The organism is Flindersiella endophytica, from assembly GCF_054779015.1.
This window is the reverse complement of record NZ_BAAGYY010000023.1, coordinates 161,077-185,865: the sequence shown is the minus strand read 5'-3', so window position 1 is coordinate 185,865 and position 24,789 is coordinate 161,077. Positions and strand designations below refer to the sequence as shown.

General features: G+C 69.8%; 22 protein-coding genes and 2 pseudogenes. 15 read left to right on the top strand and 9 right to left on the bottom strand.

Annotation, left to right across the window (positions count from 1 at the left end):
* Window positions 1-53: 53 nt before the first annotated feature.
* The 3 genes from ACYVF6_RS25220 to ACYVF6_RS25210 form a co-directional block, all read right to left on the bottom strand.
* Entirely contained in the window at window positions 54-1,079 is a 1,026-nt protein-coding gene (locus tag ACYVF6_RS25220) for a hemolysin family protein (protein ID WP_460524991.1), read from the bottom strand.
* Window positions 1,076-2,392 (bottom strand): hemolysin family protein, encoded by a 1,317-nt coding sequence (locus ACYVF6_RS25215; RefSeq protein WP_460524990.1) that lies wholly within the window; start codon window positions 2,390-2,392, stop codon window positions 1,076-1,078. The genes ACYVF6_RS25220 and ACYVF6_RS25215 overlap by 4 nt, the downstream gene beginning before the upstream one ends.
* Before the next feature lie 96 nt (window positions 2,393-2,488).
* Complete coding sequence (locus ACYVF6_RS25210; protein ID WP_460524989.1) at window positions 2,489-3,238, bottom strand: TetR/AcrR family transcriptional regulator; 750 nt, start codon at window positions 3,236-3,238, stop codon at window positions 2,489-2,491.
* Window positions 3,239-3,305: 67 nt separating this feature from the next.
* Here ACYVF6_RS25210 and ACYVF6_RS25205 point away from each other — a divergent pair, with 67 nt between their 5' ends.
* From ACYVF6_RS25205 to pta, 4 genes are all read left to right on the top strand, one after another.
* Entirely contained in the window at window positions 3,306-4,316 is a 1,011-nt protein-coding gene (locus ACYVF6_RS25205; protein ID WP_460524987.1) for a DrrA family ABC transporter ATP-binding protein, read from the top strand.
* A gap of 257 nt (window positions 4,317-4,573) precedes the next feature.
* Entirely contained in the window at window positions 4,574-4,897 is a 324-nt protein-coding gene (locus ACYVF6_RS25200; RefSeq protein ID WP_460524986.1) for a hypothetical protein, read from the top strand.
* Entirely contained in the window at window positions 4,897-5,730 is an 834-nt protein-coding gene (locus tag ACYVF6_RS25195; protein ID WP_460524985.1) for an ABC transporter permease, read from the top strand. Before ACYVF6_RS25200 ends, ACYVF6_RS25195 begins: the two co-directional genes overlap by 1 nt.
* A 25-nt stretch (window positions 5,731-5,755) precedes the next feature.
* Entirely contained in the window at window positions 5,756-7,819 is a 2,064-nt protein-coding gene (gene pta / locus ACYVF6_RS25190) for a phosphate acetyltransferase (protein ID WP_460524984.1), read from the top strand.
* 149 nt (window positions 7,820-7,968) lie between these two features.
* Here the strand turns inward: pta and ACYVF6_RS25185 are convergent, their stop codons facing one another.
* Together ACYVF6_RS25185 and ACYVF6_RS25180 are read right to left on the bottom strand one after the other, a co-directional pair.
* Window positions 7,969-10,062, bottom strand: coding sequence for an HAD family hydrolase (locus ACYVF6_RS25185; RefSeq protein ID WP_460524983.1), 2,094 nt, complete (start codon window positions 10,060-10,062; stop codon window positions 7,969-7,971).
* 29 nt (window positions 10,063-10,091) lie between these two features.
* Window positions 10,092-10,478 (bottom strand): MerR family transcriptional regulator, encoded by a 387-nt coding sequence (locus tag ACYVF6_RS25180; RefSeq protein WP_460524982.1) that lies wholly within the window; start codon window positions 10,476-10,478, stop codon window positions 10,092-10,094.
* 63 nt (window positions 10,479-10,541) lie between these two features.
* On the opposite strand from ACYVF6_RS25180, the gene ACYVF6_RS25175 reads away from it, so the two are divergent.
* The gene (locus ACYVF6_RS25175) at window positions 10,542-11,708 is read left to right on the top strand and encodes an acyl-CoA dehydrogenase family protein (protein ID WP_460524981.1); all 1,167 of its coding nucleotides are present in this window, start codon (window positions 10,542-10,544) and stop codon (window positions 11,706-11,708) included.
* Between the two features lie 22 nt (window positions 11,709-11,730).
* A complete protein-coding gene (locus tag ACYVF6_RS25170) occupies window positions 11,731-13,263 on the top strand; it encodes an acyl-CoA carboxylase subunit beta (RefSeq protein ID WP_460524980.1) in 1,533 nt (510 codons plus the stop codon).
* Window positions 13,264-13,451: 188 nt separating this feature from the next.
* Here ACYVF6_RS25170 and ACYVF6_RS25165 read toward each other — a convergent pair whose 3' ends face one another.
* Entirely contained in the window at window positions 13,452-13,697 is a 246-nt protein-coding gene (locus tag ACYVF6_RS25165) for a hypothetical protein (protein WP_460524979.1), read from the bottom strand.
* A complete protein-coding gene (locus ACYVF6_RS25160; protein WP_460525559.1) occupies window positions 13,694-14,017 on the bottom strand; it encodes a hypothetical protein in 324 nt (107 codons plus the stop codon). The genes ACYVF6_RS25165 and ACYVF6_RS25160 overlap by 4 nt, the downstream gene beginning before the upstream one ends.
* 24 nt (window positions 14,018-14,041) lie before the next feature.
* Here ACYVF6_RS25160 and ACYVF6_RS25155 point away from each other — a divergent pair, with 24 nt between their 5' ends.
* Window positions 14,042-14,605 (top strand): hypothetical protein, encoded by a 564-nt coding sequence (locus ACYVF6_RS25155; RefSeq protein WP_460525558.1) that lies wholly within the window; start codon window positions 14,042-14,044, stop codon window positions 14,603-14,605.
* Window positions 14,606-14,629: 24 nt separating this feature from the next.
* Here ACYVF6_RS25155 and ACYVF6_RS25150 read toward each other — a convergent pair.
* Together ACYVF6_RS25150 and ACYVF6_RS25145 are read right to left on the bottom strand one after the other, a co-directional pair.
* Window positions 14,630-14,782, bottom strand: a pseudogene (locus ACYVF6_RS25150) (type IV toxin-antitoxin system AbiEi family antitoxin domain-containing protein); the annotation flags it as partial.
* Window positions 14,783-14,848: 66 nt separating this feature from the next.
* Window positions 14,849-15,817, bottom strand: a complete 969-nt coding sequence (locus tag ACYVF6_RS25145) for a helix-turn-helix transcriptional regulator (RefSeq protein ID WP_460524978.1) — start codon at window positions 15,815-15,817, stop codon at window positions 14,849-14,851.
* A gap of 63 nt (window positions 15,818-15,880) precedes the next feature.
* On the opposite strand from ACYVF6_RS25145, the gene ACYVF6_RS25140 reads away from it, so the two are divergent.
* The 8 genes and pseudogenes from ACYVF6_RS25140 to ACYVF6_RS25105 all read left to right on the top strand — a co-directional run.
* Window positions 15,881-16,465 carry a DinB family protein gene (locus ACYVF6_RS25140; RefSeq protein WP_460524977.1) on the top strand — a complete coding sequence of 195 codons (585 nt, stop codon included), beginning with the start codon at window positions 15,881-15,883 and terminating at the stop codon, window positions 16,463-16,465.
* 2 nt (window positions 16,466-16,467) lie between these two features.
* Entirely contained in the window at window positions 16,468-16,905 is a 438-nt protein-coding gene (locus ACYVF6_RS25135; protein ID WP_460524976.1) for a VOC family protein, read from the top strand.
* Between the two features lie 702 nt (window positions 16,906-17,607).
* Window positions 17,608-17,844: pseudogene (locus tag ACYVF6_RS25130) on the top strand (helix-turn-helix domain-containing protein); the annotation flags it as partial.
* A 123-nt stretch (window positions 17,845-17,967) separates the two neighbouring features.
* The gene (locus ACYVF6_RS25125) at window positions 17,968-19,962 is read left to right on the top strand and encodes a tetratricopeptide repeat protein (protein ID WP_460525546.1); all 1,995 of its coding nucleotides are present in this window, start codon (window positions 17,968-17,970) and stop codon (window positions 19,960-19,962) included.
* 149 nt (window positions 19,963-20,111) lie between these two features.
* The gene (locus ACYVF6_RS25120; protein WP_460524974.1) at window positions 20,112-20,906 is read left to right on the top strand and encodes a sugar phosphate isomerase/epimerase family protein; all 795 of its coding nucleotides are present in this window, start codon (window positions 20,112-20,114) and stop codon (window positions 20,904-20,906) included.
* A 59-nt stretch (window positions 20,907-20,965) separates the two neighbouring features.
* Window positions 20,966-21,826: a fumarylacetoacetate hydrolase family protein gene (locus ACYVF6_RS25115; RefSeq protein WP_460524973.1), complete on the top strand. Its 861-nt coding sequence runs from the start codon at window positions 20,966-20,968 to the stop codon at window positions 21,824-21,826.
* Window positions 21,823-22,575: an SDR family NAD(P)-dependent oxidoreductase gene (locus ACYVF6_RS25110; protein WP_460524972.1), complete on the top strand. Its 753-nt coding sequence runs from the start codon at window positions 21,823-21,825 to the stop codon at window positions 22,573-22,575. The genes ACYVF6_RS25115 and ACYVF6_RS25110 overlap by 4 nt, the downstream gene beginning before the upstream one ends.
* 40 nt (window positions 22,576-22,615) lie before the next feature.
* The coding region (locus ACYVF6_RS25105; RefSeq protein ID WP_460524971.1) for an alpha-galactosidase at window positions 22,616-24,789 on the top strand (2,174 nt) is incomplete at its 3' end.

The following is a 24,789-nucleotide window of genomic DNA, read 5'->3' as shown; positions in this document are numbered from 1 at the left end:
TCGGCCGTCACCGGCTGGGTCTCCCTGACCTCCACTCGCCACCGCGACAAACCTCAGGTTCGCGCGGCCGGCACCAGACGGACGAGGATGCCGTCCAGCGTGACCACACCCACCGTCACACCGCCGGCGTCGTCGACGCGGGCGGCGTAGCCGCTGCCGCGGCGCAGGACGCTGAGCACCTCCACCAGCGGCGTGTCCATCCGGACCACCGGCAGCGGCCGGATCCAGGTCGCCGGCAGGGGCCGGTGCCGCAGCGCCGCCGGGATCTGCAGCGCGTCCTTCAGGTGGACGTAGCCCGACAGCTTGCCCGCCGCATCCGTACGCGGGAAGCGCGAATGTCCCGACCGTGCCCCCAGCCGCTCCACGTCGGCCGGCGTCGAGCGGGGCCCGATCGTCACCAGTTCCGACAACGGCGTGACGGCGTCGGCGGCCGTTCGTTCGGTGAAGTCGAGCGCGTGCGCCGTTCGCGAGTGTTCCTCCGAGTCGATCAGACCTTCCCGGCGCGACTCCGCGAGCAGGTGGCCGACCTCCTCGTGCGTCACCGCGTCGGCCACCTCGTCCTTCGGCTGAACGCGGAACATCCGCAGCACCGCCGCCGCGATCGCGTTCACGGCAAGGACGATCGGCTTGGCCGCGCGGACCATCGCGCCCAGCACCGGCCCGAGGATGAGCGCAGCCTGGTCGGGTGCGGCCAGCGTGAGGTTCTTCGGGATCATCTCGCCGACCACGACGTGCAGCGCGACCACGATCAGCAGCGCCAGCGTGAACGACAGCGGGTGCAGCATCGCCTCCGGCAGCCCGACTGCGTGGAACACCGGCTCGAACAGGTGCGCCAGCGCCGGCTCGGCGATCGCGCCGAGCCCCAGCGAGCAGATGGTGATGCCGAGCTGCGCGCCGGCCATCATCAGCGACACCCGGCGCAACGCCCGCAGCGTCGAGCGGGCCGCCCGCGAGCCGGCCTCGGCCAGCGGTTCGATCTGGCTGCGGCGCACCGACACCAGCGCGAACGAGGCCGCGACGAAGAACGCGTTGCCGATCAGGAGCAGCAACGTGACAAGTAGGGGGACCGCGGTGCTCATGGACGTTCGGCCTCCTGCGCGGCCGCGTCGAGATGTACGAGGTCGATCCGGCGTCCGTCCATCCGGGTCACCCGGATCGTCACGCCGTTCACCGAAAGCGTCTCGCCCGAGTGGGGCAACCGGCCGAGCTGGTGCAGGACGACCCCGGCGATCGTCTCGTACCGGCGCGGGTCGACGGGCAGCTGGATGCCGGTCAGCCGGCGCAGCTCGTCGGGGCGGAGCAGGCCGGAGACCAGCCAGCCGTCGTCGTCGCGTTCGACCGACTCGGCAGCCGGGTCGTGCTCGTCGGTGACCGGGCCGACGAGCTCCTCGACCAGATCCTCGAACGTGACGATGCCGGCCGTGCCGCCGTACTCGTCGAGCACGATCGCGAGTTCGGTGTTCGCGTCGCGCATCGTCCAGAGCACCTCGTCGAGCGGCTGCGTGTGCGGTACGTACAGCGGGTCGCGCGCCAGCGGGCCGACCAGCGTGCGCGAGCGCCGGTTCGGCGGCACACCGGCGGCCTGTCCGAGCTCGATCACGCCCACGATGTCGTCCAGGTCCTGGCCGATGACGGGGAAACGGGACAGGCCGTGCTCGGCGGCGAGCTCGATCACCTTGCGGATCGGGTCGTTCCGCGAGACCCAGAACAGTCGCGTCCGTGGCGTCAGCACGTCCTTGGCCTGCTTGTCGTCGAACCGCAGGCTGGCCTCCACCAGGTCGGCGGTCGCGCCGGGCAGCGTGCCCGACTCCGCGGACGAACGTACGACCGAGACGAGCTCCTCCGGCGTCCGTGCCGAGACCAGCTCCTCCTGCGGCTCGACGCCCAGGCGCTGCACGGCCCAGTTCGCGGTTCCGTTGAGCACCTTCACCAGCGGCCGGCTGACCGTGGTGAACGCGCGCGCCGGCCGCTGTACCGCGCGGGCGACGCCGAACGGATGGGCGAGCGCGAGGTTCTGCGGCACCAGCTCGCCGAAGATCATGGTGGCGATGGTCGACAGGACGAGCGCGATCGTGATCGCGACGCCGGGCACCGCACTCTCCGGCAGGTCCATCGACAGCAGCGGCCCGTGCACCAGCTGCGCGATCGACGGCTCGGCGAGCCAGCCGATCAGCAGGTTGGTGATGGTGATGCCGACCTGGGCGCCGGACAGCTGCGTCGACAGCGAGCGCAGTGCGGTCTGAACACCCGCGGCGCCGGGGACGTGCTCGGCCGCCGCACGTTCGACGGCGGGCCGGCTCACGGTCACGAAGGAGAACTCGGCCGCGACGAAGAGTCCGCTCGCCGCGATCAGTGCCACGGCGGCGCCGAGAAGTAACCAGGCGGTCAGCATGGTGGCGCCGCGGCCACGGTATTTGAGCCGATCACGGCTCTATTTCTACCGGATCTTCCGCGCGCGGATTTTTGGGCCGACCCCACTTCTGCTTACTCACCGTCCGTCCGGCTTGGACGGTGGCGTGGGCAGCGTGGGCAGTGACGCCGCCAGGCCGTCGAGGACGTAGCCGAGCCGGCGCTCGAAGACCGTGTCCACGTCTGGGAAGTCCTCGGCCTCGACGATCAGGCGCTGGGTGTACGGGAACCGCCCGGTCTCGAGCTGCTTGCCGAGGTAGGGCGCCATCCGGTCGCGGTACTGCTCCTCCGTGAGGCCGGTGCGCTGCCGGGCGCGCACCTGTGCGAGCTCCGCCTGCGCGAAGCCGATGACGAACGCGGTCACCGTGCTGGTCAGGTCCATCATCTGATCAATCGACAGGCCGAGTCCGTCGACGGCGGCCAGGCCGCGCTCCATCTGGCGTAGGGAGTTCGGCCCGAGCACCGGAAGGCCGAGCATCAGGTCGGTCGACCACGGGTGCCGCAACGCCAGCCGCCGCGTTCGCCGGGCCGCCTCGGCCAGCTCGTGCCGCCAGTCGCCGGACGGCGGGCCGGTCGGTGCCTCCTCGCCGGCGATGTAGTCGGTCATCAGCTCGATCAGGTCGTCCTTGTTGGCGACGTAGCGGTAGAGCGACATGGTGCCGGCGTCGAGCTGCTTGGCCAGCCGGCGCATCGAGACCGCGTCCAGGCCTTCCGTGTCGGCGAGCTCGACGGCGGCTTTCACGATCTGGTCGTGGCTCATCGAGGGGCGCGGGCCGCGCGGTACGCGGTCGAGGCGCTCCCAGATCAGCGGGCTGTCGTTGCTCGGCATCTTGCGCACATCGTACGCACTGGGTACGGTGTACGCTTATCAGCGTACGATGTACTCAAAGGAGGAGGTGGACGTCTTGACCGACGAGGCTGTCGTCGCCGAGGGCCTGCGCAGGCGGTTCGGCGAGACCGAGGCGCTGCGTGGCGTCGATCTGGCGGTTCCGGCGGGCACGGTGTGCGGGCTGCTCGGCCCGAACGGTGCCGGGAAGACCACGGCGATCCGGATCCTGGCCACGCTGGACCGGCCGTCCGCGGGGAGCGCGCGGGTCGCCGGCCACGACGTGGTGCGCTCCGCTGACCAGGTGCGTTACCGGATCGGGCTGGCCGGCCAGAACGCCGCCGTCGACGAGAAGCTCGCCGGGCGCGACAACCTGCGGATGTTCGGCCGGCTCTACCACCTGCCCGAGCGCGTCGCCCGGCGGCGAGCCGACGAGCTGCTGGCCCGCTTCGGGCTGACGGAGGCGGCGAACCGGCTGGTCAGCACGTACTCCGGCGGCATGCGGCGGCGGCTCGACCTGGCCGCCAGCCTGATCATCGCGCCGACCGTCCTCTTCCTGGACGAGCCGACGACCGGGCTCGACCCGCGCAGCCGCAACGAGGTGTGGGACGCGATCCGGGCCTTGGTCGCGGAAGGTACGACGGTGCTGCTGACCACGCAGTACCTCGACGAGGCGGACCAGCTGGCCGACCAGATCGTCGTACTCGACGCAGGGCTGGTGATCGCCGCCGGCACGCCGGCCGACCTGAAAGCCCGAATCGGCGGCGACCGCCTGGAGGTGGTCGTCCGCGACCTCGCCTCCGTCCACGCCGCGGCGACGGCGATCGCGCAGACCGCCGGCGCAGAGCCACAGGTGGCGGCAGCGGCCGGACGGATCAGCGTGCCGGTCGGTAGGGGATCGGACGCCCTGGTCGCGGCGGTCCGCGCCCTGGACGCCGCGGGCATCACCACCGACGACATCGGCCTGCGCCGCCCAACCCTGGACGACGTGTTCCTGCGCCTGACCGGCCACGCCAGCGAGCCCGAGCTCGCGACGTCCGCCGCAGCCACCGCCGGCAGCGATGGACAGGTGGCGGCGTGATGGCGACGACGCGGCTGGCAGGCATCGGATCTCGGCGGTGGACTGGCGGGCGCCTCAGCCGGCGGAGATGGGCAGGTGGCGTGAGCGCGGCGGCGCAGCTGGCTGGCGTCGGATCTGGGTGGCGGACCGGCGGGCGGCGATGGGCGGGTGGCGGCGTGAGCGCGGCGGCGCAGGTGGCAGGCACCGGATCTCGGCGGCGGATCGGCGGGAGCCTCAGTCGACAGCGATGGGCAGGTGGCGTGATGGAGGCGATGGGGATGAGGGTGACCTTGGTGCGAATCGGTGTGCCGTTGCAACGGCGATGGCTGGGTGCCAAGTTGTTGCGGCGGCCCAGCCACGTCACCGCGCAGCGCGGGTGGCACAGGCGGGCAGATGGCGGCATGCGCGCGGCGGCGGAGCTGCCGGGCGGCGGATCGCGGTGGCGGACCGGCGGGCGGCCCAGCCGGCGTCAGTCGGTCGGCGGTGGTGGCGTGTGCGCGGCGGAGCTGCCGGGCGGCCGCGTCAGCGGGCTGCAGCTCGCGACGTCCGGCGCGAGCCCGACAGTTGCCCACGCCGCATGCGCCAGGGAGGTGGCGGCGTGATGGCGAGCGTGCGGATCCCCGCTGCTTCGGGGACCTGGATCGGGCGGCTGGGGTGGACGTTGCGCGACGGCTGGACGCTCACCTGTCGGGAGTTCGGTCACCTGCGGCGCAAGCCCGGCGAGCTGCTCACCGCGGTGGTCGTTCCCGGGCTGATGGTGCTGCTGTTCGGCTATGTCTTCGGCAGCGCGATCGGGGTGCCGGGCGGCGGGAACTACCGCGAATACCTCCTGCCCGGCCTGTTCGCGATGGTCGCGGCGTCCGGGGTGCTCGTGAGCACCACTCAGATCGCGCACGATGTGGATGCCGGTGTGATGGACCGGTTCCGTTCGATGCCGATGGCGCGGCTCGCGGTGCCGTTCGGCCGGACGACGGGGGATCTGTTCGCCGCGATCCCGGGCATGGTGATCATGGTGCTGATCGGCCTGCTGGTCGGCTGGCGCGCCCACGGAAGCTGGGCGGAGACGGCGGCGGCGTTCGGGCTGATCGTGCTGCTGCGGTACGCCTTGAGCTGGGCCGGCGTCGTGCTCGGACTGTCGGTCAGTGCGCGGGCCGCCGAGGACATGGTGCCGCTGATCTTCCCGGTGCTGATGCTGTCGAACGCGTTCGTGCCGACCGAGGGGATGACCCCGTGGCTGCGGGCGATCGCCGACTGGAATCCGATCTCGGCGCTGGTCGCGGCGTGCCGTGAGCTGTTCGGCAACCCCGGCGCCGCCCAGGCGCACGCCAGCCTGCCGCTCCAGCACCCCATCCTCGTGACGCTCGGCTGGTCGCTGGCGCTGCTCGTGATCTTCGTTCCGCTGGCGACCTGGCGCTTTCACAAGGCGGGCCGTTAGCCGGGAGCCGCTAGCGTGGACCGCTGTGACGACAGGCTTGTACATCGCTGCCACGGAAGCGGCCACGGGCAAATCCCTGGTCGCGCTCGGGTTGATGGATCGGCTCTACCGCCGGGTCGCCCGGATCGGTGTGTTCCGTCCCGTCGTACGTGACGGTGCGTCCGACAACATCGTCGAGCTGCTGCGCTCCCGCTACCAGCTCGATCCCGCACAGCTCGCGATCGGCGTGAGCTACGACGAGCTGCACGCCGATCCCGAGCGCGCGACAGGAACGATCGTCGAGCGCTACCGGTCGCTGGCCCGCACCTGTGACGCCGTACTGGTGGTCGGCACCGACTACACCGGCGTCGGCGCGGCTACGGAGCTGGAGTTCAACGGCCGGCTGGCCGCCAACCTCGGCACTCCCGTCGTACTGGTGCTGTCGGGTGCGGGCCGGCGGCCCGATGAGGTCGGGTCGGCGATCCAGGTCGCGCGCGCCGAGCTCGCCGCCGAGCACGCCGGCGTCCTCGCGGTGGTCGTCAACCGGGTCGACGAGCTCGGCCTGCAAGCGATGCGACAGGCAGTCGACGGGCTCGACCTGCCGGCGTACGCCATCCCCGAGATCGCGCGGCTGGCCGCGCCCACCGTCGAAGACCTCGCCGCGGCCTGCGGTGGCCGGCTGGTGTCCGGCGACGAGTCTCTGATCGGACGCGAGGCGCCCGACCTGCTGGTCGCCGCGATGACGCTGCCGAACCTCCTCGACCACCTGGCCGACGGAGCCGTCGTGATCACCGCCGGCGACCGGGCCGACGTCCTGCTCGGCCTGCTGCTCGCCCACCGGGCCGAAGGTTTCCCGGCACTGGCGGCGATCGTGCTGTCCGGCGGCCTCGAGCCGCCCGAGCCGATCCAGCGCCTGCTGGCCGGGCTCGACAGCCGCCTGCCGGTGTTCGTCACCGCCGGCGACACGTACGCCACGGCCACCCAGCTCGCCGCCGTCCGCGGTCGCATCACGCCCGGCGCCGAGGCCAAGGCGGCGAGCGCGCTCGGCGCGTTCGAGGAGTACGTCGACGGCGGCGGGCTGCTCGAACGGCTCGAGCTGGCGAAGTCCGAGGTCGTGACGCCACTGATGTTCGAGTACGAACTGGTCGAGCGCGCCAGGCAGAGCCGCCAGCACATCGTGCTGCCCGAGGGCGGCGAGGAACGCATCCTGCGGGCTGCCGACATCCTGCTGCGGCGCGGTGTCGCCGACCTCACGCTGCTCGGCGACGAGCACGAGATCCGGGCGCGCGCGGCCGAGCTGCGGCTCAGCCTCGAGGAGGCCGACGTCCTGTCGCCGCACGACCCCGGCCTGCGCGACCGGTTCGCCGAGGCGTACGCCGCCGCGCGGGCGCACAAGGGCATGACGTTCGAGCTGGCCCGCGACGTCGTGACCGACGTGTCGTACTTCGGCACGATGCTCGTCCATCTCGGCATGGCCGACGGCATGGTGTCGGGCTCGATCCACACGACCGCGCACACGATCCGGCCGGCGTTCGAGGTGATCAAGACCGCGCCGGGCGTCTCGATCGTGTCCAGCGTCTTCTTCATGTGCCTGGCCGATCGCGTGCTGGCCTACGGCGACTGCGCCGTCAACCCCGACCCGACGGCCGAGCAGCTGGCCGACATCGCGCTGTCGTCGGCGCTCACGGCCGGGCAGTTCGGCGTCGAGCCGCGGGTCGCGATGTTGTCTTATTCCACAGGGGAATCGGGCTTCGGCCAGGACGTCGACAAGGTACGCGAGGCGACCCGCCTGGTCCGCGAACGGCGGCCGGAGCTGGCGGTGGACGGCCCGATCCAGTACGACGCGGCGGTGGAGCCGAGCGTCGCCCGGACCAAGCTGCCGGACAGCCCGGTCGCCGGCCGGGCGACGGTGCTGGTGTTCCCGGACCTCAACACCGGCAACAACACCTACAAGGCGGTGCAACGGTCGGCGGGAGCGGTCGCGGTGGGCCCGGTGCTGCAGGGTCTGCGCAAGCCGATCAACGATCTCTCCCGCGGCGCGACGGTGCAGGACATCGTCAACACAGTGGCCATCACCGCGATCCAGGCCCAGCAGCTCGGCCGCGAATGACCACGTTAACCACGTAATTGGCGGGTTAACCACGCCCCGGGGCGTGGCGAAGCACCTACTGGCGTGGCGAACCGCGAAACGCGTGGCGGAGCGCGAATGACCACGTTAACCAGCTAAAAGCGTGGTTAACGTGGTCATTCGCAGCCAGCTCAGCGGGTCAGCTTGACGCGGCGCAGCAGCTGGGCGTTCAGCGCGACGATGATCGTCGAGGCTGACATGAGCACCGCGCCGATGGCGGGGCTGAGCGTCAGTCCGGCGAACGCGAACACGCCGGCGGCCAGCGGGATCGCGAGCACGTTGTAGCCCGCGGCCCAGGCCAGGTTCTGGATCATCTTGCGGTACGACGCCTTCGACAGCTCGATCACGCCGGTCACACCACGCGGGTCGGACGAGGCGAGCACCACGCCCGCCGACTCGATCGCGACGTCGGTGCCGGCACCGATCGCCAGGCCCACGTCGGCCCGGGCCAGCGCCGGCGCGTCGTTCACGCCGTCGCCGACCATGGCGACGGTGTGGCCACGGCTCTGCAGGTCGGCGACCGCGTTGTCCTTGTCGGCGGGCAGCACCTCCGCGAACACCTCGTCGATCCCGAGGTCGTTGCCGACCGCCTCGGCGACCTGCTTGGCGTCACCGGTGATCATCGCGATCTTGCGGATCCCCTGTGAACGCAGCCGGGCGATCGCCTCGCGGGCCTCCGGCCGTACCTCGTCCTCCAGGCCGAACGCACCCAGCACCGAGACATCTCCGGTGGCATCCGAGCCGTCCAGCTTCAGCAGGTGCAGCACGGCCGCGCCGCGCTCGGCCCACTCGGTGGTCTGCTCGACCAGCGAGCCGGGCACGGTCGCGCCGAGCTCGCGGAGCAGCGCCGGACCGCCGACGGCGTATGTCGCGCCGTCGATCTCGGCCTGGACGCCGCGCCCGGTGAGCGAGCGGAAGTTCGCCGCCCGCGCGGGCTCGGAGCCGCCGGACCGGGCCGCCGCGACGATCGCGCGGGCCAGCGGGTGCTCACTGTCGGACTCGACACCCGCGGCCAGCCGCAGCACCTCGTCCTCGCTCGAGCCGGAAGCCGCGGCGACGCCGCTCAGCACGTGCTCGCCCTTGGTCAGCGTGCCGGTCTTGTCGAACAGCACCGCGTCGACCGTACGCATCCGCTCCAGCGCCAGCCGGTCCTTCACCAGGATCCCGGCCTTCGCGGCCACCGCCGTCGACAGCGAGATCACCAGCGGGATCGCCAGGCCGAGGGCGTGCGGGCACGCGATCACCAGCACCGTGACGGTACGTACGACCGCCTCGTCGAGGCTGCCGAGCGCCCACCAGGCCAGGAACGTGACCAGCCCGGCAGCGGTCGCGACGTAGAACAGCAGCGCGGCGAACCGGTCGGCCAGCACCTGCGCCCGACCGCGGGAGGCCTGGGCGGCGGCGACCAGCCGCTGGATGCCCGCCAGCGCGGTGTCCTCGCCGACCGCGTCGACCTCGACCCGGATCGCGGAGTCGGTCGCGACCGTACCGGCGACGACGCGGTCACCCTGCCCTCGCTCGACCGGCTTGGACTCGCCGGTGATCATCGACTCGTCCAGCTCGGCGGAGCCCTCGACGATCTTGCCGTCGGCGGGTACGCGGGCGCCGGAACGGACCAGCACCACGTCGCCGACTGCCAGGTCGGCCGCGCTGACCGTCTCGACCTCACCGTCGGGACGCACCCGCTCGGCCTCGTCGGGCAGCAGCGCGGCGAGCGCCGCCAGCGCGCCCTGTGCCTGGCCGATCGCCTTCATCTCCTGCCAGTGGCCGAGCAGCATGATCGTGACCAGCGCGGCCAGCTCCCACCAGAAGTCCAGGTCGAACGCTCCGACGCTGGTGAGCGCGGACGCGACGTACGCGACCGTGATCGCCATCGAGATCAGCAGCATCATGCCGGGCGCGCGGTCACGTACTTCGGACACGCCGCCGGCGAGGAAAGGCCAGCCGCCGTAGAAGAAGACGACCGAGCCGAGAACGGGGCCGACCCACGAGCTGCCCGGAAAGCTCAGCGAGTAGCCGAACCACTCCATGATCATTTCGCTGGTCAGCACGATCGGGATCGTGAGGATCAGGCTCAGCCAGAACTTGCGGCGGAACATCTCCGGGTCGTGCCCGGCGTGCTTGTCGTGCCCACCGTGAGCTCCGTGAGCCTCGTGCCCGGCATGGGCGTCGTGCCCGCCGTGGTCTACGTGGGTGTGCGTGTCGGGGGAGGTGTTCATGCCCATGCCAGCAGCATACCCCCTGAGGGTATTCCCTAATGCTCGAGTTTCTTCAAATCCACTCGGCAGCGTGCCTCCACCTCGTCGAGCTCGCGAAGTGTCTCGTCGATGTCGCGGCGACGCTGCTCCAGCGCTTTGCGCCGGTGCTCGATCTGTTCCAGCAGGTAGCGCAGCTGCCCGGTCTCACCGGGCTCGGCGTCGTACATGTCGACGATCGTCGCGATCTCCCGTAGGGAGAACCCCAGCCGGCGGCCGCGCAGGATGAGCCCGAGGCGTACCCGGTCGCGGGCATGGAAGATGCGCTGCTGCCCGCGCCGCTCCGGCGTGATCAGCCCGCGGTCCTCGTAGAACCGGATCGTCCGCAGTGTCACGCCGTGTTCTTCGGCCAGTTCCGTGATCGACCACGTTTCAGCCTTGCCCATGGTGCCAGCCTAGGCTTACGTTTACGTAAGCGTAAGTACCTATCTTCCGAGGGGAGGTCGAGGATGACCTTCGAGCTGTCACCCGAGCACGAGGAGTTCCGCGCGGTGATGCGCGAGTTCGCGCTCGCAGAGGTCGCGCCTTACGCCGCGGACTGGGACGAGCGGCACCATTTCCCCGTCGAGACCGTGCAGGCGCTGGGCAAGCTCGGCGTGTTCGGGCTGACCGTGCCCGAGGAGTACGGCGGCTCCGGCGGCGACTTCACCAGCCTCTGCATCGCGATCGAGGAGGTCGGGCGGGCCGACCAGTCGCTCGGCATCACGATCGAGGCCGGCGTCGGGCTCGGCATCAAGCCCATCCTGGGCTGGGGGACCGAGGAGCAGAAGCGGCGCTGGCTGCCCGACCTGGCTGCCGGCCGTACGCTCGCGGGGTTCGGACTGACCGAGGCCGAGTCCGGCTCCGACGCGGGCGCCACCAAGACCCGCGCGGTACTCGAGGACGGCGAGTGGGTGATCGACGGCTCGAAGCAGTTCATCACCAACTCCGGCACGCCGATCACGTCGCTCGTGACCGTCACCGCGCGGACGTTCCCCGGCAGGCACGGCGAGCCGGAGATCTCGGCGTTCATCGTCCCGTCCGACACGCCGGGCTTCATCGTCGAGCCGAGCTATCGCAAGCTGGGCTGGCACGCGTCCGACACGCATCCGCTGACGTTCGAGGACTGCCGGGTGCCCGAGGACCACCTGCTGGGCGAACGCGGCGCGGGCTTCCGGCAGTTCCTTGCAACGCTCGACGAGGGCCGGATCGCGATCTCGGCGCTCGCGGTCGGGCTGGTGCAGGCCTGCCTCGACGAATCGCTCGCGTACGCCAAGACGCGCAAGGCGTTCGGCGTGCCGATCGGGTCGAAGCAGGCGGTCGCGTTCCAGATCGCCGACCTGCGGGTCGCGGTCGAAGCGGCCAGGCTCCTTACGTACAAGGCCGCCGCGCTCACCGACGCCGGCCGGCCGCGTACGGAGGTCAAGCAGGCCGCCGCGATGGCCAAGCTGTTCTCCTCGGAGGCCGCGATGGCCGCCACCCGGGTGGCGACGCAGGTTTTCGGCGGCTACGGCTTCATGGAGGAGTACCCCGTCGCGCGCTTCTACCGCGACGCGAAGATCCTCGAGGTCGGGGAGGGCACCAGCGAGATCCAGCGGCTCGTGCTGGCCCGAGGGCTCGGCCTTCCCGTGGAGTAAGAGAGGAATAGGGTCGACGACTGTGGAGCCCAAGGACCACGCCAAGGCGGTCGCGGCCGCGCGCGAGGCGACGCTACGACCGTCCGAGCGCGGCGCGGCGAAGCTCTCGTCGCAGGGCAAGCTCTACGTACGCGACCGGATCGCGCTGCTGGTCGACGACGGCACGTTCGTCGAGGACGGGCAGCTGGCCAACGCGATGGCCGCCGACCTGCCGGCCGATGGTGTCGTGACCGGGCGCGCCCTGGTCGACGGCCGGCCGGCGCTGGTCGTCGCGAACGACCCGACGGTGAAGGCCGGCTCGTGGGGCGCGCGTACGGTCGAGAAGATCATCCGGATCACCGAGGCCGCGTTGCGGGACGAGCTGCCGATCTTCTGGTTCATCGACTCCGCGGGCGCGCGGATCACCGACCAGATCGAGCTGTTCCCCGGACGGCGCGGTGCGGGACGGATCTTCGCGAACCAGATCGCGCTCTCCGGCAAGGTGCCGCAGATCTGCTGCCTGTTCGGGCCGTCGGCGGCGGGCGGTGCGTACATCCCGTCGTTCTGCGACCTCGTGATCATGGTCGAGGGCAACGCGTCGATGTACCTCGGCTCGCCGCGGATGGCGGAGATGGTCGTCGGTGAGAAGGTCACGCTGGAGGAGATGGGCGGCGCGCGCATGCACGCGTCGGTGTCGGGCTGCGGCGACCTGCTGGCTTCGGACGACACCGAGGCGGTCGAGCTCGCGAAGGCCTACTTCTCCTACGTTCCGGGGTCGTGGCGGTCGCTGCCGCCGATGTACGAAGGGCGGTCTCCCGCGCTCGAGTTCACCGCCGGGCTGGTGCCCGAGGATGGGAGCGTGGGATACCCCATGCACGTTGTCCTCGACGCGTTGCTGGACGCCGAGTCGTTCTTCGAGATCAAGCCGCTGTACGCGCCGGAGCTCATCGTCGGGTTCGGCTGCCTGGAGGGTCAGGTCGTCGGCGTGGTGGCCAACAACCCCGCGGTCAAGGGCGGCGTGCTGTTCGTCGACAGCGCCGACAAGGCCGCCCGGTTCATCTGGCTGTGCGACGCGTTCAACATCCCGCTGGTCTACCTCGCCGACGTACCCGGCTTCATGATCGGCAGCGAGGTCGAGCGGCAGGGGATCATCCGTTCCGGCGCCAAAATGATCACGGCGGTGGCCGAAGCCTCGGTGCCGACGGTCTCCGTCATCGTGCGAAAGGCTTACGGGGCTGGGCTCTACGCCATGTGCGGGCCGGGCTTCGGCCCGGACGCGTGCCTGGCGTTGCCGAGCGCGAAGATCGCGGTGATGGGCCCAGAAGCCGCCATCAACGCGGTCTACTTCAACAAGATCGCCTCGATCGAAGACCCAGCCGAACGCGAGGCTTACGTGGCCGCACTGCGCGAGGACTACGAAGACACCATCGACATCCTCCGCCTCGCCTCCGACCTCGTCATCGACGCGATCGTCGAGCCAGGCGAGCTGCGGGGCGAGCTGGTAGCGAGGCTTGCAGCCGCGTCGACGAAGGACCGTTCGGTGCCCGCCAAACGCCACGGTGTGCCGCCGGTCTAGTTGTCCTCGGTGCCAGCGGGTAAACGTGGATCAGCCGACTGTGGTGAGTGAGCTCGTGTCAGTCCGACCAGCCGCGTCCCGGCCGCCAGCGGCCCTGGTCGCGAGACCCCTCGAGGAGCGGGTCGATGCACTGTCCCACGTGCTCGAGTGCGGTCTCGATGCTATGTAGCGCCTTGGCGAGCTTGGTCCTACGCGCGTATGCCCCGTAACCGTGCCTCCGCGAGCCGCATCAGCAGGCTTACCCCGCCCTTGAGTACCCACTGTCCGTCAGGGACGGAGAAGATCAGCGCGAGGAATCGCTGGAACAGGAACTCTCGCCGTAGCTCCTCCAAAGCGCGGCCCCGGGATCTGGCTTCGCTCTTGAGCCGGTCGTCAAGCGCCCTGCGGAAGGCGTTCGGGGTCGCATACTGTGGCGAGCCATTGACCATGTTCATTCGCTGTCGCCTTGCTCCTTGACGAGCTGGCGTTCTGGCGTTGCGATGGCCTCGCTGACCGCCCTGACAAGTCGCGATACCTCAGCCACCTCTGTGTATTGCTTTGCCAGCTGCTGTATCGCCGGAGAGCTGGTTCGGTGGGCGAGCTCGGCCATGGCCTTCATTGCCGGAGAGTTGGAGAGTGCGGCCTGTTGCTTCGTGAACTCGTGGAGCACCTGCGGCGGCTTCGTCCATTGGACGATCTCTCCTGCAGCAGTCGCAGCCTTGAAGGCCGGTGAGTTCGCGACCTGCTCGCTGAACCACGCGATGGGCGCGATCACACGCTGGATGGATGCGAGTTGCTCTTGGAGCCGCTTGAGGCCTCCTGTTTTTCTGAACTGCTCGAGTACGGCAGGGCTGAGCGAATGTGCACCAGCGAGTTCGACTGCACGGCCGAGCGGCTCGGGGATCCCGGACTCTTGGAGGAATCGCACGAGGAGCGCCTCTCCGTCACCCATTGGTACGCCGTATTGGTGGGCGTGGCGCCGAAGAGCTGCAGCGAGCTGCTGATCGTCAACCTGCCTTCTGGTGAGCGCATCCCGCACAACGCCGGCGAGGTGCCCGCCGTCGATGTGCCCACTCGCGAGGTCTGCGATGGTACGGACGACCGTGGTGACCGGAAGGCCATCCACCACGGCCCACTCCAGGGAGCCGACTTTGGCGCGGTGGAGGCGGATACCCGGTCTGCGGGTCTGCTTGCGTTCGGCGCTGGTGAACTCGAATTCGTCTGCATCGAGGTCCCCAAGCTCGTGGATCGCAGCTGCGGATCGGTGGGAGATGACAGCGGGCATGTCGTCGCGAAAGCGCTCGTTGGCTCGACGTGCGGGATCGAGGGCAAGCCACGCTGCCCGGAGATCGTCAAGCGGTGACGGCTGAGCCCCAGCCACTCGGTAGACGCCGTGCGTCATGCGTTCAAGTGCCCCTTGCCTGGTGAGGCGCGCTACGGCCTGCGGTGACACGCCAAGAGATCGTGCCTGTGCAGTCGTCACGAGGGCCCACTGCTCCGCTGCGGCGTCGGCAAGGTCGCTCGAGCTGGTGGATCGCATATACGCCGTATCGCACGTGGTAGCGCGGCTGAGGAAAGCTGGGTGGGCTTTGCTGCAGCTGGCCCATCAGGTGTTCTCGGTGCCGGCCATCGCGGCGAGGCGGGTGGCGAGCCGGCCGGCCACCTCGCGGAGTTCCGGTGGCTCCACCACCTCAGCCTCGAAGCCCAGGCGGACAACGTGCATGGCGATCCAGCCAAGGTCGTCGCCGCCGGAAGTGAGGAGGCACCAGCCTGCTTCCGGGTCGGTCTCTATCTGGGCGACCTGGGGTGGTACCAGCTGGCGTACCTGCTCGGGCTCGGCGTGCAGCCGCACCTTCGCCAGATAACGGTACGGCGCCGCCGTCACGGCACGCTGCACAAAGCTGCTCGGATCGGGATGTTCCCGCGGCCGGAAGCGCCACGTCGTCGCTTCCACGGCGCGCATTCGGTCGAGCCGGAACGTGCGCCAGTCGTCGCGGTCGAGGTCCCAGGCCAGGAGGTACCAGCGGCGGCCGGTGGCGACCATGCGTACCGGCTCGACCCTACGCTCGGTCTCGTCACCCCCATGGCCGGCGTACCGGAACCGCACGCGTACGGCGTCGCGGCTGGCGCGGGCGAGCGTCATCAGCAGCTCCGGGTCGATCGAGACGCCTGGGTCGACCAGCGTGTCGGTGGCGCCGTGCACCGCCCTCACCTCGGCGCGCAGCCGCGGCGGCATCACCTGGTCGAGCTTCGCGAGCGCCCGCAGCGCCGCCTCGCCCGCGCCGGCGACTGTGCCGCCCGAGCCGAGCCGCAGCGAGACCGCCGTCGCGATGGCTTCCTCGTCGTCGAGGAGCAACGGTGGTAGCCGGGTGCCCGCACCGAGCTGGTAGCCGCCGCCGACGCCGGCGGTCGCGTGTACGGGGTAGCCGAGCGCGCGCAGCCGTTCCACGTCGCGGCGTACGGAGCGGTCGGTGACGCCCAGCTCGGCGGCGAGCTCGGTGGCAGTCCACGACGACCTGCGCTGCAGCAGCATCAGCAGTCGCAGCACGCGCTCGGTCGTCGTCTCCACGGTCACGTAGTCGATTCAACCACCAATCACGGACCGATACTGTCCGCTATTGCGGGAACGCTGGGACCCATGACCGACCAGAGCTGGAACTTCCTCGTCCGAGACCAGATCGCGTGGCACTGGACCCAGCAGCTGCGTGCACGGCTCGACGGGCTCACCGACGACGAGTACTTCTGGGAGCCGGTGCCCGGCTGCTGGAACGTGCGCCCGCGCGGCACCGGAACCGCACCCGTGCAGGCCGGCGCCGGCGCGCTGACCATCGACTTCGCGATGCCAGAACCCGACCCGCCGCCGTTCACGACGATCGCCTGGCGGCTCGGGCACGTGATCGTCGGCGTGCTGGCCGCGAGGAACGCGGCGCACTTCGGACGTGCGCCGACCGACTACTTCACGTTCGAGTACGCCGAGACAGCCGCCGGCGCGCTGGCCCAGCTCGACGCGGAGTACGCCACCTGGCAGGCCGGCGTCGAGTCGCTCGGCGAAGCCGGCCTGGCGAAGCCGTGCGGGGAAGCCGAGGGGGAGTACGCCGACGACCCGCTGGCCAGGCTCGTCCTGCACATCAATCGTGAGCTGATCCACCACCTGTCCGAGGTCTGCGTACTCCGCGACCTCTACGTTCACACCAACGGTTACATCCAGCAGGAGGCGAGCTGACCATGGCGCTTGACGTTCAGGTCACATTCGACTGTGCAGACCCGGCCGCGCTGTCGGAGTTCTGGGCGGACGCCCTCGGCTACCAGGTGCAGGACCCGCCGCCCGGCTTCGACACGTGGGAGCAGGCGCTCGAGGCCTGGGGCGTGCCGCCGGAGCAGCGCAACAGCGCCTCTGCGGCGGTCGACCCGGAGGGCAAGGGGCCGCGGCTGTTCTTCCAGCGCGTGCCGGAGGGCAAGCAGGTCAAGAACCGCGTGCACCTGGACGTGCGAGCGGCACCAGGACTCGAGGGCGAGGCGCGGATGGCAGCGCTGGCGCAGGAGGCCGAACGGCTCATCGCCCGCGGCGCGACCAAGGTGCTGCGGAAGGAGCCGGCGCTCCCGCTGGACGGCGGCCACATCATCATGGCCGACCCCGAGGGCAACGAGTTCTGCCTCGACTGACTGGTCGTTGGGCTGCTTCTCCCGAGCTCCCAGAAGCCTGGCCATCCCGCCCGTCTGGGGTCTCGACGGATGGGATGGCCAGTCACGTTTTCGAAGCTAGTCGTTACGCTTCGAGAGTTAAGGTGGACCCGCGTCCGGATCCGGGGCTCTCATGGTGACTTGAAGTCGACTGGTTACCGATCGCGATGATGGCGAAAGCAACGAGTGCGATGAGTGCCGCCTTGAGCTTCAACCTCAACCTCTTTCTGGGCAGGTTTGTCTTTCGGGCTGCCGGCGACTCCCCACCCACCAGCCGTCTACTCAGCTGGTCATCAGCGGCTGTCGGAGTCTACTGCCGGAGAAGGCCTTCTATGCAATGGTTCTGGGCAAATTTTTGCGCGGCCGCAAAGCCAGCCTGACGCAAGATCATCTGACACTCGCGCTACTTGTGAGTACCTGATCGCCCCCCGTGGTCGCGAGCGCCGACGGGCAGGATTCCTTCTTGTTTGCCGTCGACTCTCGATGGCAATTTGCTGATTGTCGCCGAGGAATGGCGGCGATTTCGAGTTCGCGACAAAAGCTCCATCCAAATTCGGAATCAAACGGCTCGAGAATCGGGTCGATGAATTCTTATCGGGTTTCCGGCTATTCCCTTTGAGATCCCGATTCGGCATTGCGGGCGTGCGGTCATCTGATCGCGTGCGCGCAGGTCAGGGCAGGGATATGCTTGGTGTCGCGCGCGGAGCTCAGAAGCGAGGGGGTGGCTCCGTGATCAACCCAGCCCTACCGCCGCGGTCCGACGGCCGGGGGGAAATCATCCGCAGGGCACGTCAGGCGATGGGCCTGACTCAAGCCGACCTAGGTAAGCGCTGCAGTTGCAGCGGTTCTGTCATCTCCCGCCTGGAGACTGGTCGGCAACGCCTCTCCGATATCGACGTGCTGCGAACCCTGGCCGACGTTCTCTCGATCCGGTACGAACTGCTCGGCCTCACACCAGCCGCCGGGCCTCAGTCAAGAGATCGATTACCAGTTCCCCAGCCACGGTCCGCCGCGGTCTTCGGTCAGCCTCCGGCGCAATTGCCCATGGACATAGCCGGTTTCGCCGGCAGGCAGCTCGAAGTCGACCGGCTCGACGCCCTGCTCGGCTCGCCTCGCAGGCAGCCGGCCGCCGTTGTCATCGCCACGATCTCCGGTACGGCAGGCGTTGGCAAGAGCGCGCTCGCCGTACACCATGCTCACAGGGTCCGGCACCACTTCCCCGACGGTCAGCTCTACGTCAACCTCCGTGGATTCGCGCCGTCGCAGGCCGCGATGGCAGCAGAGGTCGCGGTCCGCGCCTTCCTGGGCGCGATGCACGTCCCGCCAGAACGCGTTCCGGTCGACCTCGACGCCCAGGCCGCCATGTATCGCTCGATGCTCGCGGGCAAACGCGTTCTCGTCGTGCTCGACAACGCCAGGGACTCCGAGCACGTCCGTCCGCTGCTGCCGGGTACGCCAGGATGCCTCGTGATCGTCACCAGCCGGGACAGCCTTGCCGAACTCGTGTCGCGAGAGGGCGCGACCCCGCTCACGCTCGATCTCCTGAGCGACATCGAGTCGCGTGAGTTGCTGACCTACCGGCTCGGCGAGGTCCGGATCAGCCGTGAACCCGAGGCCGTCCAGTTCATCGTCTCGGCCTGCGCGCGGCTGCCACTTGCGCTGGCGATGGTCGCCTCCCGAGCGGCGGCCCACCCACACTTCTCCCTCGCAGCGCTGGCGGAGGATCTCCGTGACAGCCGGGCCCGCCTGGACGCGCTCGCGGGCGAGAACCCCGACCTGCGCGCGGTGCTGTCCTGGTCGTACGTCCGGCTGAGTGCGCGAGCCGCGAGGTTGTTCCGGCTGCTCGGCCTCCACCCCGGCCCGGACGTCTCGGTCGTCGCGGCCGCGAGCCTTGCGGGGCTCGCGGCCGAGGCGGTCCGGTCACCGCTCGCAGAGCTCAGCCGCGCCCGCCTGATCACGGAGTACAAGCCAGGCCGGTACGGCTGCCACGACCTGCTCCGCGCCTACGCGCTCGAGCTCGCCAACACAACCGACTCCTACGCCGACCGGCAGGCGGCGACGAACCGCATGTTCGACCACTACCTGCATTCCGCGTACTTCGCCGAGCGCCTGCTCCGGCCCACCCGCGACCCGATCGAGCTCACGTCTCCGCAACCGGACGCCAGCCCGGAACGCCCGGCCGATGCCGGCCAGGTGATGGAATGGTTCGCGGTCGAGCACCTCATTCTGCTGGCGGTGCTGGAGCTGGCCGTGGCATCCGGGTTCGACCGGCATGGATGGCAGCTGGCCTGGTCGCTCGACACGTTCCTCAAACGGCGAGGGCACTGGCACGACCGGGTACAAGTGGGGCAGGCTGCCTTGGCCGCGACCCGCCGGCTGGGCGATCGCCCAGCCCAGGCGTGGGCGCATCGCCTGCTTGGCCGCGCCTATACCGAGGTCGGCGAGCTGGTCTCGGCTCGCGCGGAGCTGATGAGCGCGCTCGACCTGTACGGCGGTCTGGAAGACCACGCCGGTCCGGCCCACGTGCACAGCTTGATCGCCCAGGTCGCCGAGCAGCAATGCCACTACTCCGAGGCGCTCGACCACGCCCGGCAGGCGCTCGCGTTGTTCGAGCATTCGAACCACCTGGTCGGGCAGGCCAGGGCGCACAACGACGTCGGTTGGTACAGTGCCCTGCTCGGCAACCATCGGCAAGCACTCGTGTCCTGCAGGCAGGCCGTAACGCTGCACCAGCAGCTCGGCGACCGTGATGGCGAAGCCGACGCCTGGGACTCGCTCGGCTACGCCCAGCAGCATCTCGGCGGCCACGCCGAGGCTCGGGCGTGCTTCCGCCGGGCGCTCGACCTCTTCCGTGGACTGGACGACCGGTACTTCGAGGCCACGGTGCTGACCCACATCGGAGACAACGAGCTCGCGGCGGGCGAGCTGATGGCTGCCCGGGCGGCGTGGTCGCAGGCCGAGGAGATCCTCGATGACCTCGGCCATTCCGACGTCGACCTGGTCCGTGCCAAGCTCGCCGGGCACGCTCACGAGTCGTGACCAGGACCACCTCGCCCGGTAACGGCCTGTGCCGGACGTTACGTCTCAAGAGTCAAGACCGGGTGCCCGTGTTTGTACGCGTGGGGCAGGATGCACGATGGACCAATCCGTACCAGACCTCTTGAGTTCAACAGTTGGAGCGTGACTCGGTGGCACTTCCTCTTGCCGTCCAGCTTTACACCTTCCGCAACGCCATCGGCGCGGACCGCGCGGCAGCGCTGGCCCGGACGGCCGAGCAGGGCTTCCGTGCCGTCGAGCCGTTCGGGATCGGCGGGTTCAGCCCGGATGATGCCGCCGACCGGCTGGCGAACGCCAAGGCGCTGCGCGCGCTCTACGACCAGAACGGCCTCAGCGTCGTCGCCACGCACGCCGTCTGGAGCCCGGCCGCCTTCGCGTCCGTCCTGGACGAGGTCAAGACGATCGGCACCAACCGCGTGATCGCCCCCGCGCCCGGCTGCATCGAGGGCCACGGCGACGCGATGAAGAGCGCCGACGGCGTGAAGGCGTTCGCCGGCGCGCTGAACGAGGCCGCCGCCGCTGCCGAGGGCACCGGCATCCAGGTCGGCTACCACAACCACGAGTTCGAGTGGGCGAAGCTCCCCGACGGCAGCTACCCCTACGACCTGCTGGTCGCCAACCTCGACCCGCGGGTGTTCCTGGAGGTCGACGTCTACTGGGCGGCCACCGGCCTGCAGAACCCCGCCGAGGTGATCGAGAAGTACAAGGAGCGCGTCCAGCTGCTGCACATCAAGGACGGCCCGGCCGTACGCGGTGAGCTGCAGGTCCAGGTCGGCCAGGGCAGCGTCGACAACGTGGCCGCGATGCACGCCGGCCCGCGCGTCTCGCACGCGATCATCGAGCTGGACGAGTGCGCCGGCGACCCGTTCGACGTCGCCAAGGCCGGCGGCGAGTGGCTGGTCGCCCAGGGCGAAGCCAACTGGTAGACCCGCCCTCGACCTCAAGCCTCGACGTCAAGGCTCGACCTCCTAGGAAGGCGACACCTGTGCGCTTCATTCGTTTGGGCGCTCCCGGCGAGGAGCAGCCTGCCGTCATCGCCGACGACGGCACGGTCCACGACCTGACCCCGCTCACGGCGGACATCGACGGCGCGTTCCTGGCCGGCGGCGGCATCGGCCGCGCCGAGCAGGCGCTTGCCGGCGGCTCGCTCCCGCGGCTCGACGACCCCGGCGACGGCTCCGGCCTGCGCCTCGGCGCGCCGATCGCGAAGCCGGGCGCGGTCGTCTGCATCGGGCAGAACTACGCCGCCCACGCCGCGGAGTCCGGCTCGCCGCCGCCGGAGACGCCGATCGTGTTCTTCAAGCACCCCAACACGGTCGTCGGCCCCTACGACGAGGTGCGCATCCCGCGCGGCTCGCAGAAGACCGACTGGGAGGTCGAGCTCGGCGTCGTCATCGGCAAGCAGGCGCGCTACCTCGAGTCGCCCGAGCAGGCGCTTTCGTACGTCGCCGGTTACGTCGTCTCCAACGACGTGAGCGAGCGCGCGTTCCAGATCGAGCAGTCCGGCGGCCAGTGGTCGAAGGGCAAGTGCGCCGAGACGTTCAACCCGCTCGGCCCGTGGCTGGTGCCGGCCGCCGGCATCGATCCCGGCAAGCTCAACCTGCGCTCGTTCGTCAACGGCGAGCCCCGGCAGGACTCCACGACCGGCGACATGATCTTCAACGTGGCGTTCCTGGTCTGGCACCTGTCGCAGTACATGGTGCTCGACGCGGGCGACCTGCTCAACACCGGAACGCCCCAGGGCGTCGCGATGTCGGGCAAGTACCCCTACCTCGGGGCGGGCGACGTCATGGAGCTCGACATCGAGGGCCTCGGCAAGCAGCGGCAGCAGCTGGTCGGCGCATGAGTGAGTTCGAAGGCCTGGTCGCCGCGGTCACCGGAGGCGCCTCCGGCATCGGACTGTCGACGGCCAGGCTGCTCAGCGCGCGTGGGGCGCAGGTCGCCTGCCTCGACCTTTCCGCCGACAAGGTGGAGGCGCCGCTGGTCGGCATTCCCTGCGACGTCACCGACGACGTGAGCGTTCGGTCCGCGATCGATGGCGTCGTCGTGCACTTCGGCCGCCTCGACATCGTGATCAACAACGCCGGCATCGGTGCCCAGGGCACGGTCGAGGCCAACGACGACGCCGAGTGGCAGAAGGTGTTCGACGTCAACGTGATGGGCATGGTCCGGATCTCCCGGGCCGCGCTGCCGCACCTGCGCGAGTCGCCGGCCGCCTCGATCGTCAACACCTGCTCGATCGCGGCGACCGCCGGCATCCCGCAGCGCGCGGTCTACAGCGCGTCGAAGGGCGCCGTACGTTCGCTGACGTTCGCGATGGCCGCCGACCACGTGGCCGAGGGCATCCGGGTCAACTGCGTCAACCCCGGCACGGTCGACACACCCTGGGTCGGACGCCTGCTGTCCATGGCAGCCGACCCCACGGCCGAGCGCAGCGCGCTGGAGGCCCGCCAGCCGACCGGCCGGCTGGTGAGCCCGGACGAGGTCGCGCAGGCGATCGTCTACCTCGCCTCGCCGCTCACCGCTTCGGCGACCGGGACTGAAGTCGCGGTCGACGGGGGTATGCAGAACCTGAGGCTGCGCCCGCGCTCTTGAGTCGCAGCAGCTCGGACAGGAACGGCATAGGAGTAGCCGCATGGCGACCATCGAGCACGACCCAGGCAACCAGGTCTGGCTGATCACCACGCCGGCGACGTCCTACGCCGTTCATCTCACGCCGGAAGGCGAACTGGTCAACCTGCACTGGGGACCGGTGATCCACCTGGCCGATGCCGTCCACCTGGTCACGCAGCAGCCGAGCCGGCTGCGCTGGGCCGAACGTGGCGCCGACGGCGCGGCGGAGTACCCCGTCGAGGCCGGGCTGCGGTTCGGCAAGCCCACGTTGTCGGTGGAGTTCGGCGACGGCGTACGCGAGATCGAGTGGGAGTTCGACCAGGCCGAGACGCTGACCGAGGGCAACCGCAGCGAGCTCGACCTGCACTTCCGGGATCGTACGTATCCGTTGCGGATCACGCTTTCGTACCGCGCGTACGAGAAGTCCGACGTGATCGAGCGGTGGGTCGAGCTGCGCCACACCGGGTCGGCCGACTTCGCGGCCTCCACAGACTCCGCTGACGATCCGATGCAGGGGCCGATCGACGTACGGATCGCGCACTCGGCGGCCTGGTCGATCCCGCACCGCGACGACTACCGCCTCAGCCACCTGCACGGGCGCTGGGCCGCGGAGACACAGCTCGACCGCGTACCCCTGTCGACGGAGTCGTCGGTGGTGCTCGGCAGCCGGACCGGAACCACCAGCCACGAGGCCAACCCGTGGTTCGCGATCGACGACGGTACGGCCGGCGAGGAGCACGGCGAGGTCTGGAGCGGTGCGCTGGCGTGGAGTGGCGTGTGGCAGTTCGTCGCACACCGGTACGCCAACGGCCGCGCGCAGGTGTCGGGCGGGTTCGGGCACGACGGGTTCTCCACCTGGCGGCTGACACCGGGCGAGTTCTTCGAGACGCCTGTCTTCGCAGGGCTCTACTCCGCCGGCGGGTTCGGCGGGTCGAGCCGCGAGTGGCACACGTACCAGCTGCGGCACATCGTTCCGAAGGCCGGCGAGCTGCGGCCGGTGCTCTACAACTCCTGGGAAGCGACCTGGTTCGACATCAACGAGTCGAACCAGAAGGAGCTGGCGAAGCTCGCGGCCGACCTCGGCGTCGAGCTGTTCGTGATGGACGACGGGTGGTTCGGCAAGCGGGTCAACGACCGCGCCGGGCTCGGCGACTGGACGCCCAACCCGGAGCGGTTTCCCAACGGCCTGAGGCCGCTGGCCGACCACGTGCACTCGCTCGGGATGCAGTTCGGGATCTGGGTCGAGCCCGAGATGGTCAACCCCGACAGCGATCTGTACCGCGCCCATCCGGATTGGGTCTACCACTACCCGACGCGGCGGCGGAACGAGCGGCGCAACCAGCTCGTGCTGAACTTCGCGCGCGATGGCGTCGTCGAGTGGGCGTACGGCTGGCTCGACTCGCTGCTCGCCGACAACGCGATCGACTACGTCAAGTGGGACATGAACCGCCCGTTCTCCGAGCCGGGCTGGGCCGACGAGCAGGACAACCCCACCCGGCTGTGGATCGACCACGTACGCAACCTCTACGGCCTGCTGGACCGCTTGCGGCAGGCGCATCCGACCGTGGCGTTCGAGAGCTGCTCCGGAGGCGGCGGGCGGGTCGACTTCGGGATCCTGCAGCGCACCGACATGGTGTGGACGAGCGACAACACCGACGCCTACGACCGCCTGACGATCCAGAACGGCTTCACGCAGGTCTACGCGCCGCGCGTGATGTCGGCGTGGGTGACCGACAGCCCGAACTTCCTCAACCGGCGTACGTATTCGGTGCGCTGGCGCTTCCACGTCGCGATGGCCGGGCTGCTGGGGTTGGGCGGCGACCTGACCAAGTGGTCGGAGCCGGAGCTGGCGGAGGCGCGCGAGCTGGTCGCGCAGTACAAGAAGATCCGGCCGGTGGTCCAGCACGGGTTGCTGTATCGGCTGCGAGAGCCGGTGGCAGGCGACCTGTCGGCGGTGCAGTACATCCAGCGGGACGGCTCGGAGGTGGTGGTGATCGCGTGGCTGCACGCGCAGCAGTACGGTCTGCCGAAGCCGCCGATTCGCTTGCGTGGCTTGGATCCGGTGTCTCGTTATCGCAACGTCGAGACCGGCGAGGTGTCGAGCGGTGCGCTGCTGCAGAGCGCCGGCATCCAGACGGAGCTGCGCGGTGACTTCGACAGCACGCTGATCCACCTCGTACTCGACGACGAGACGGC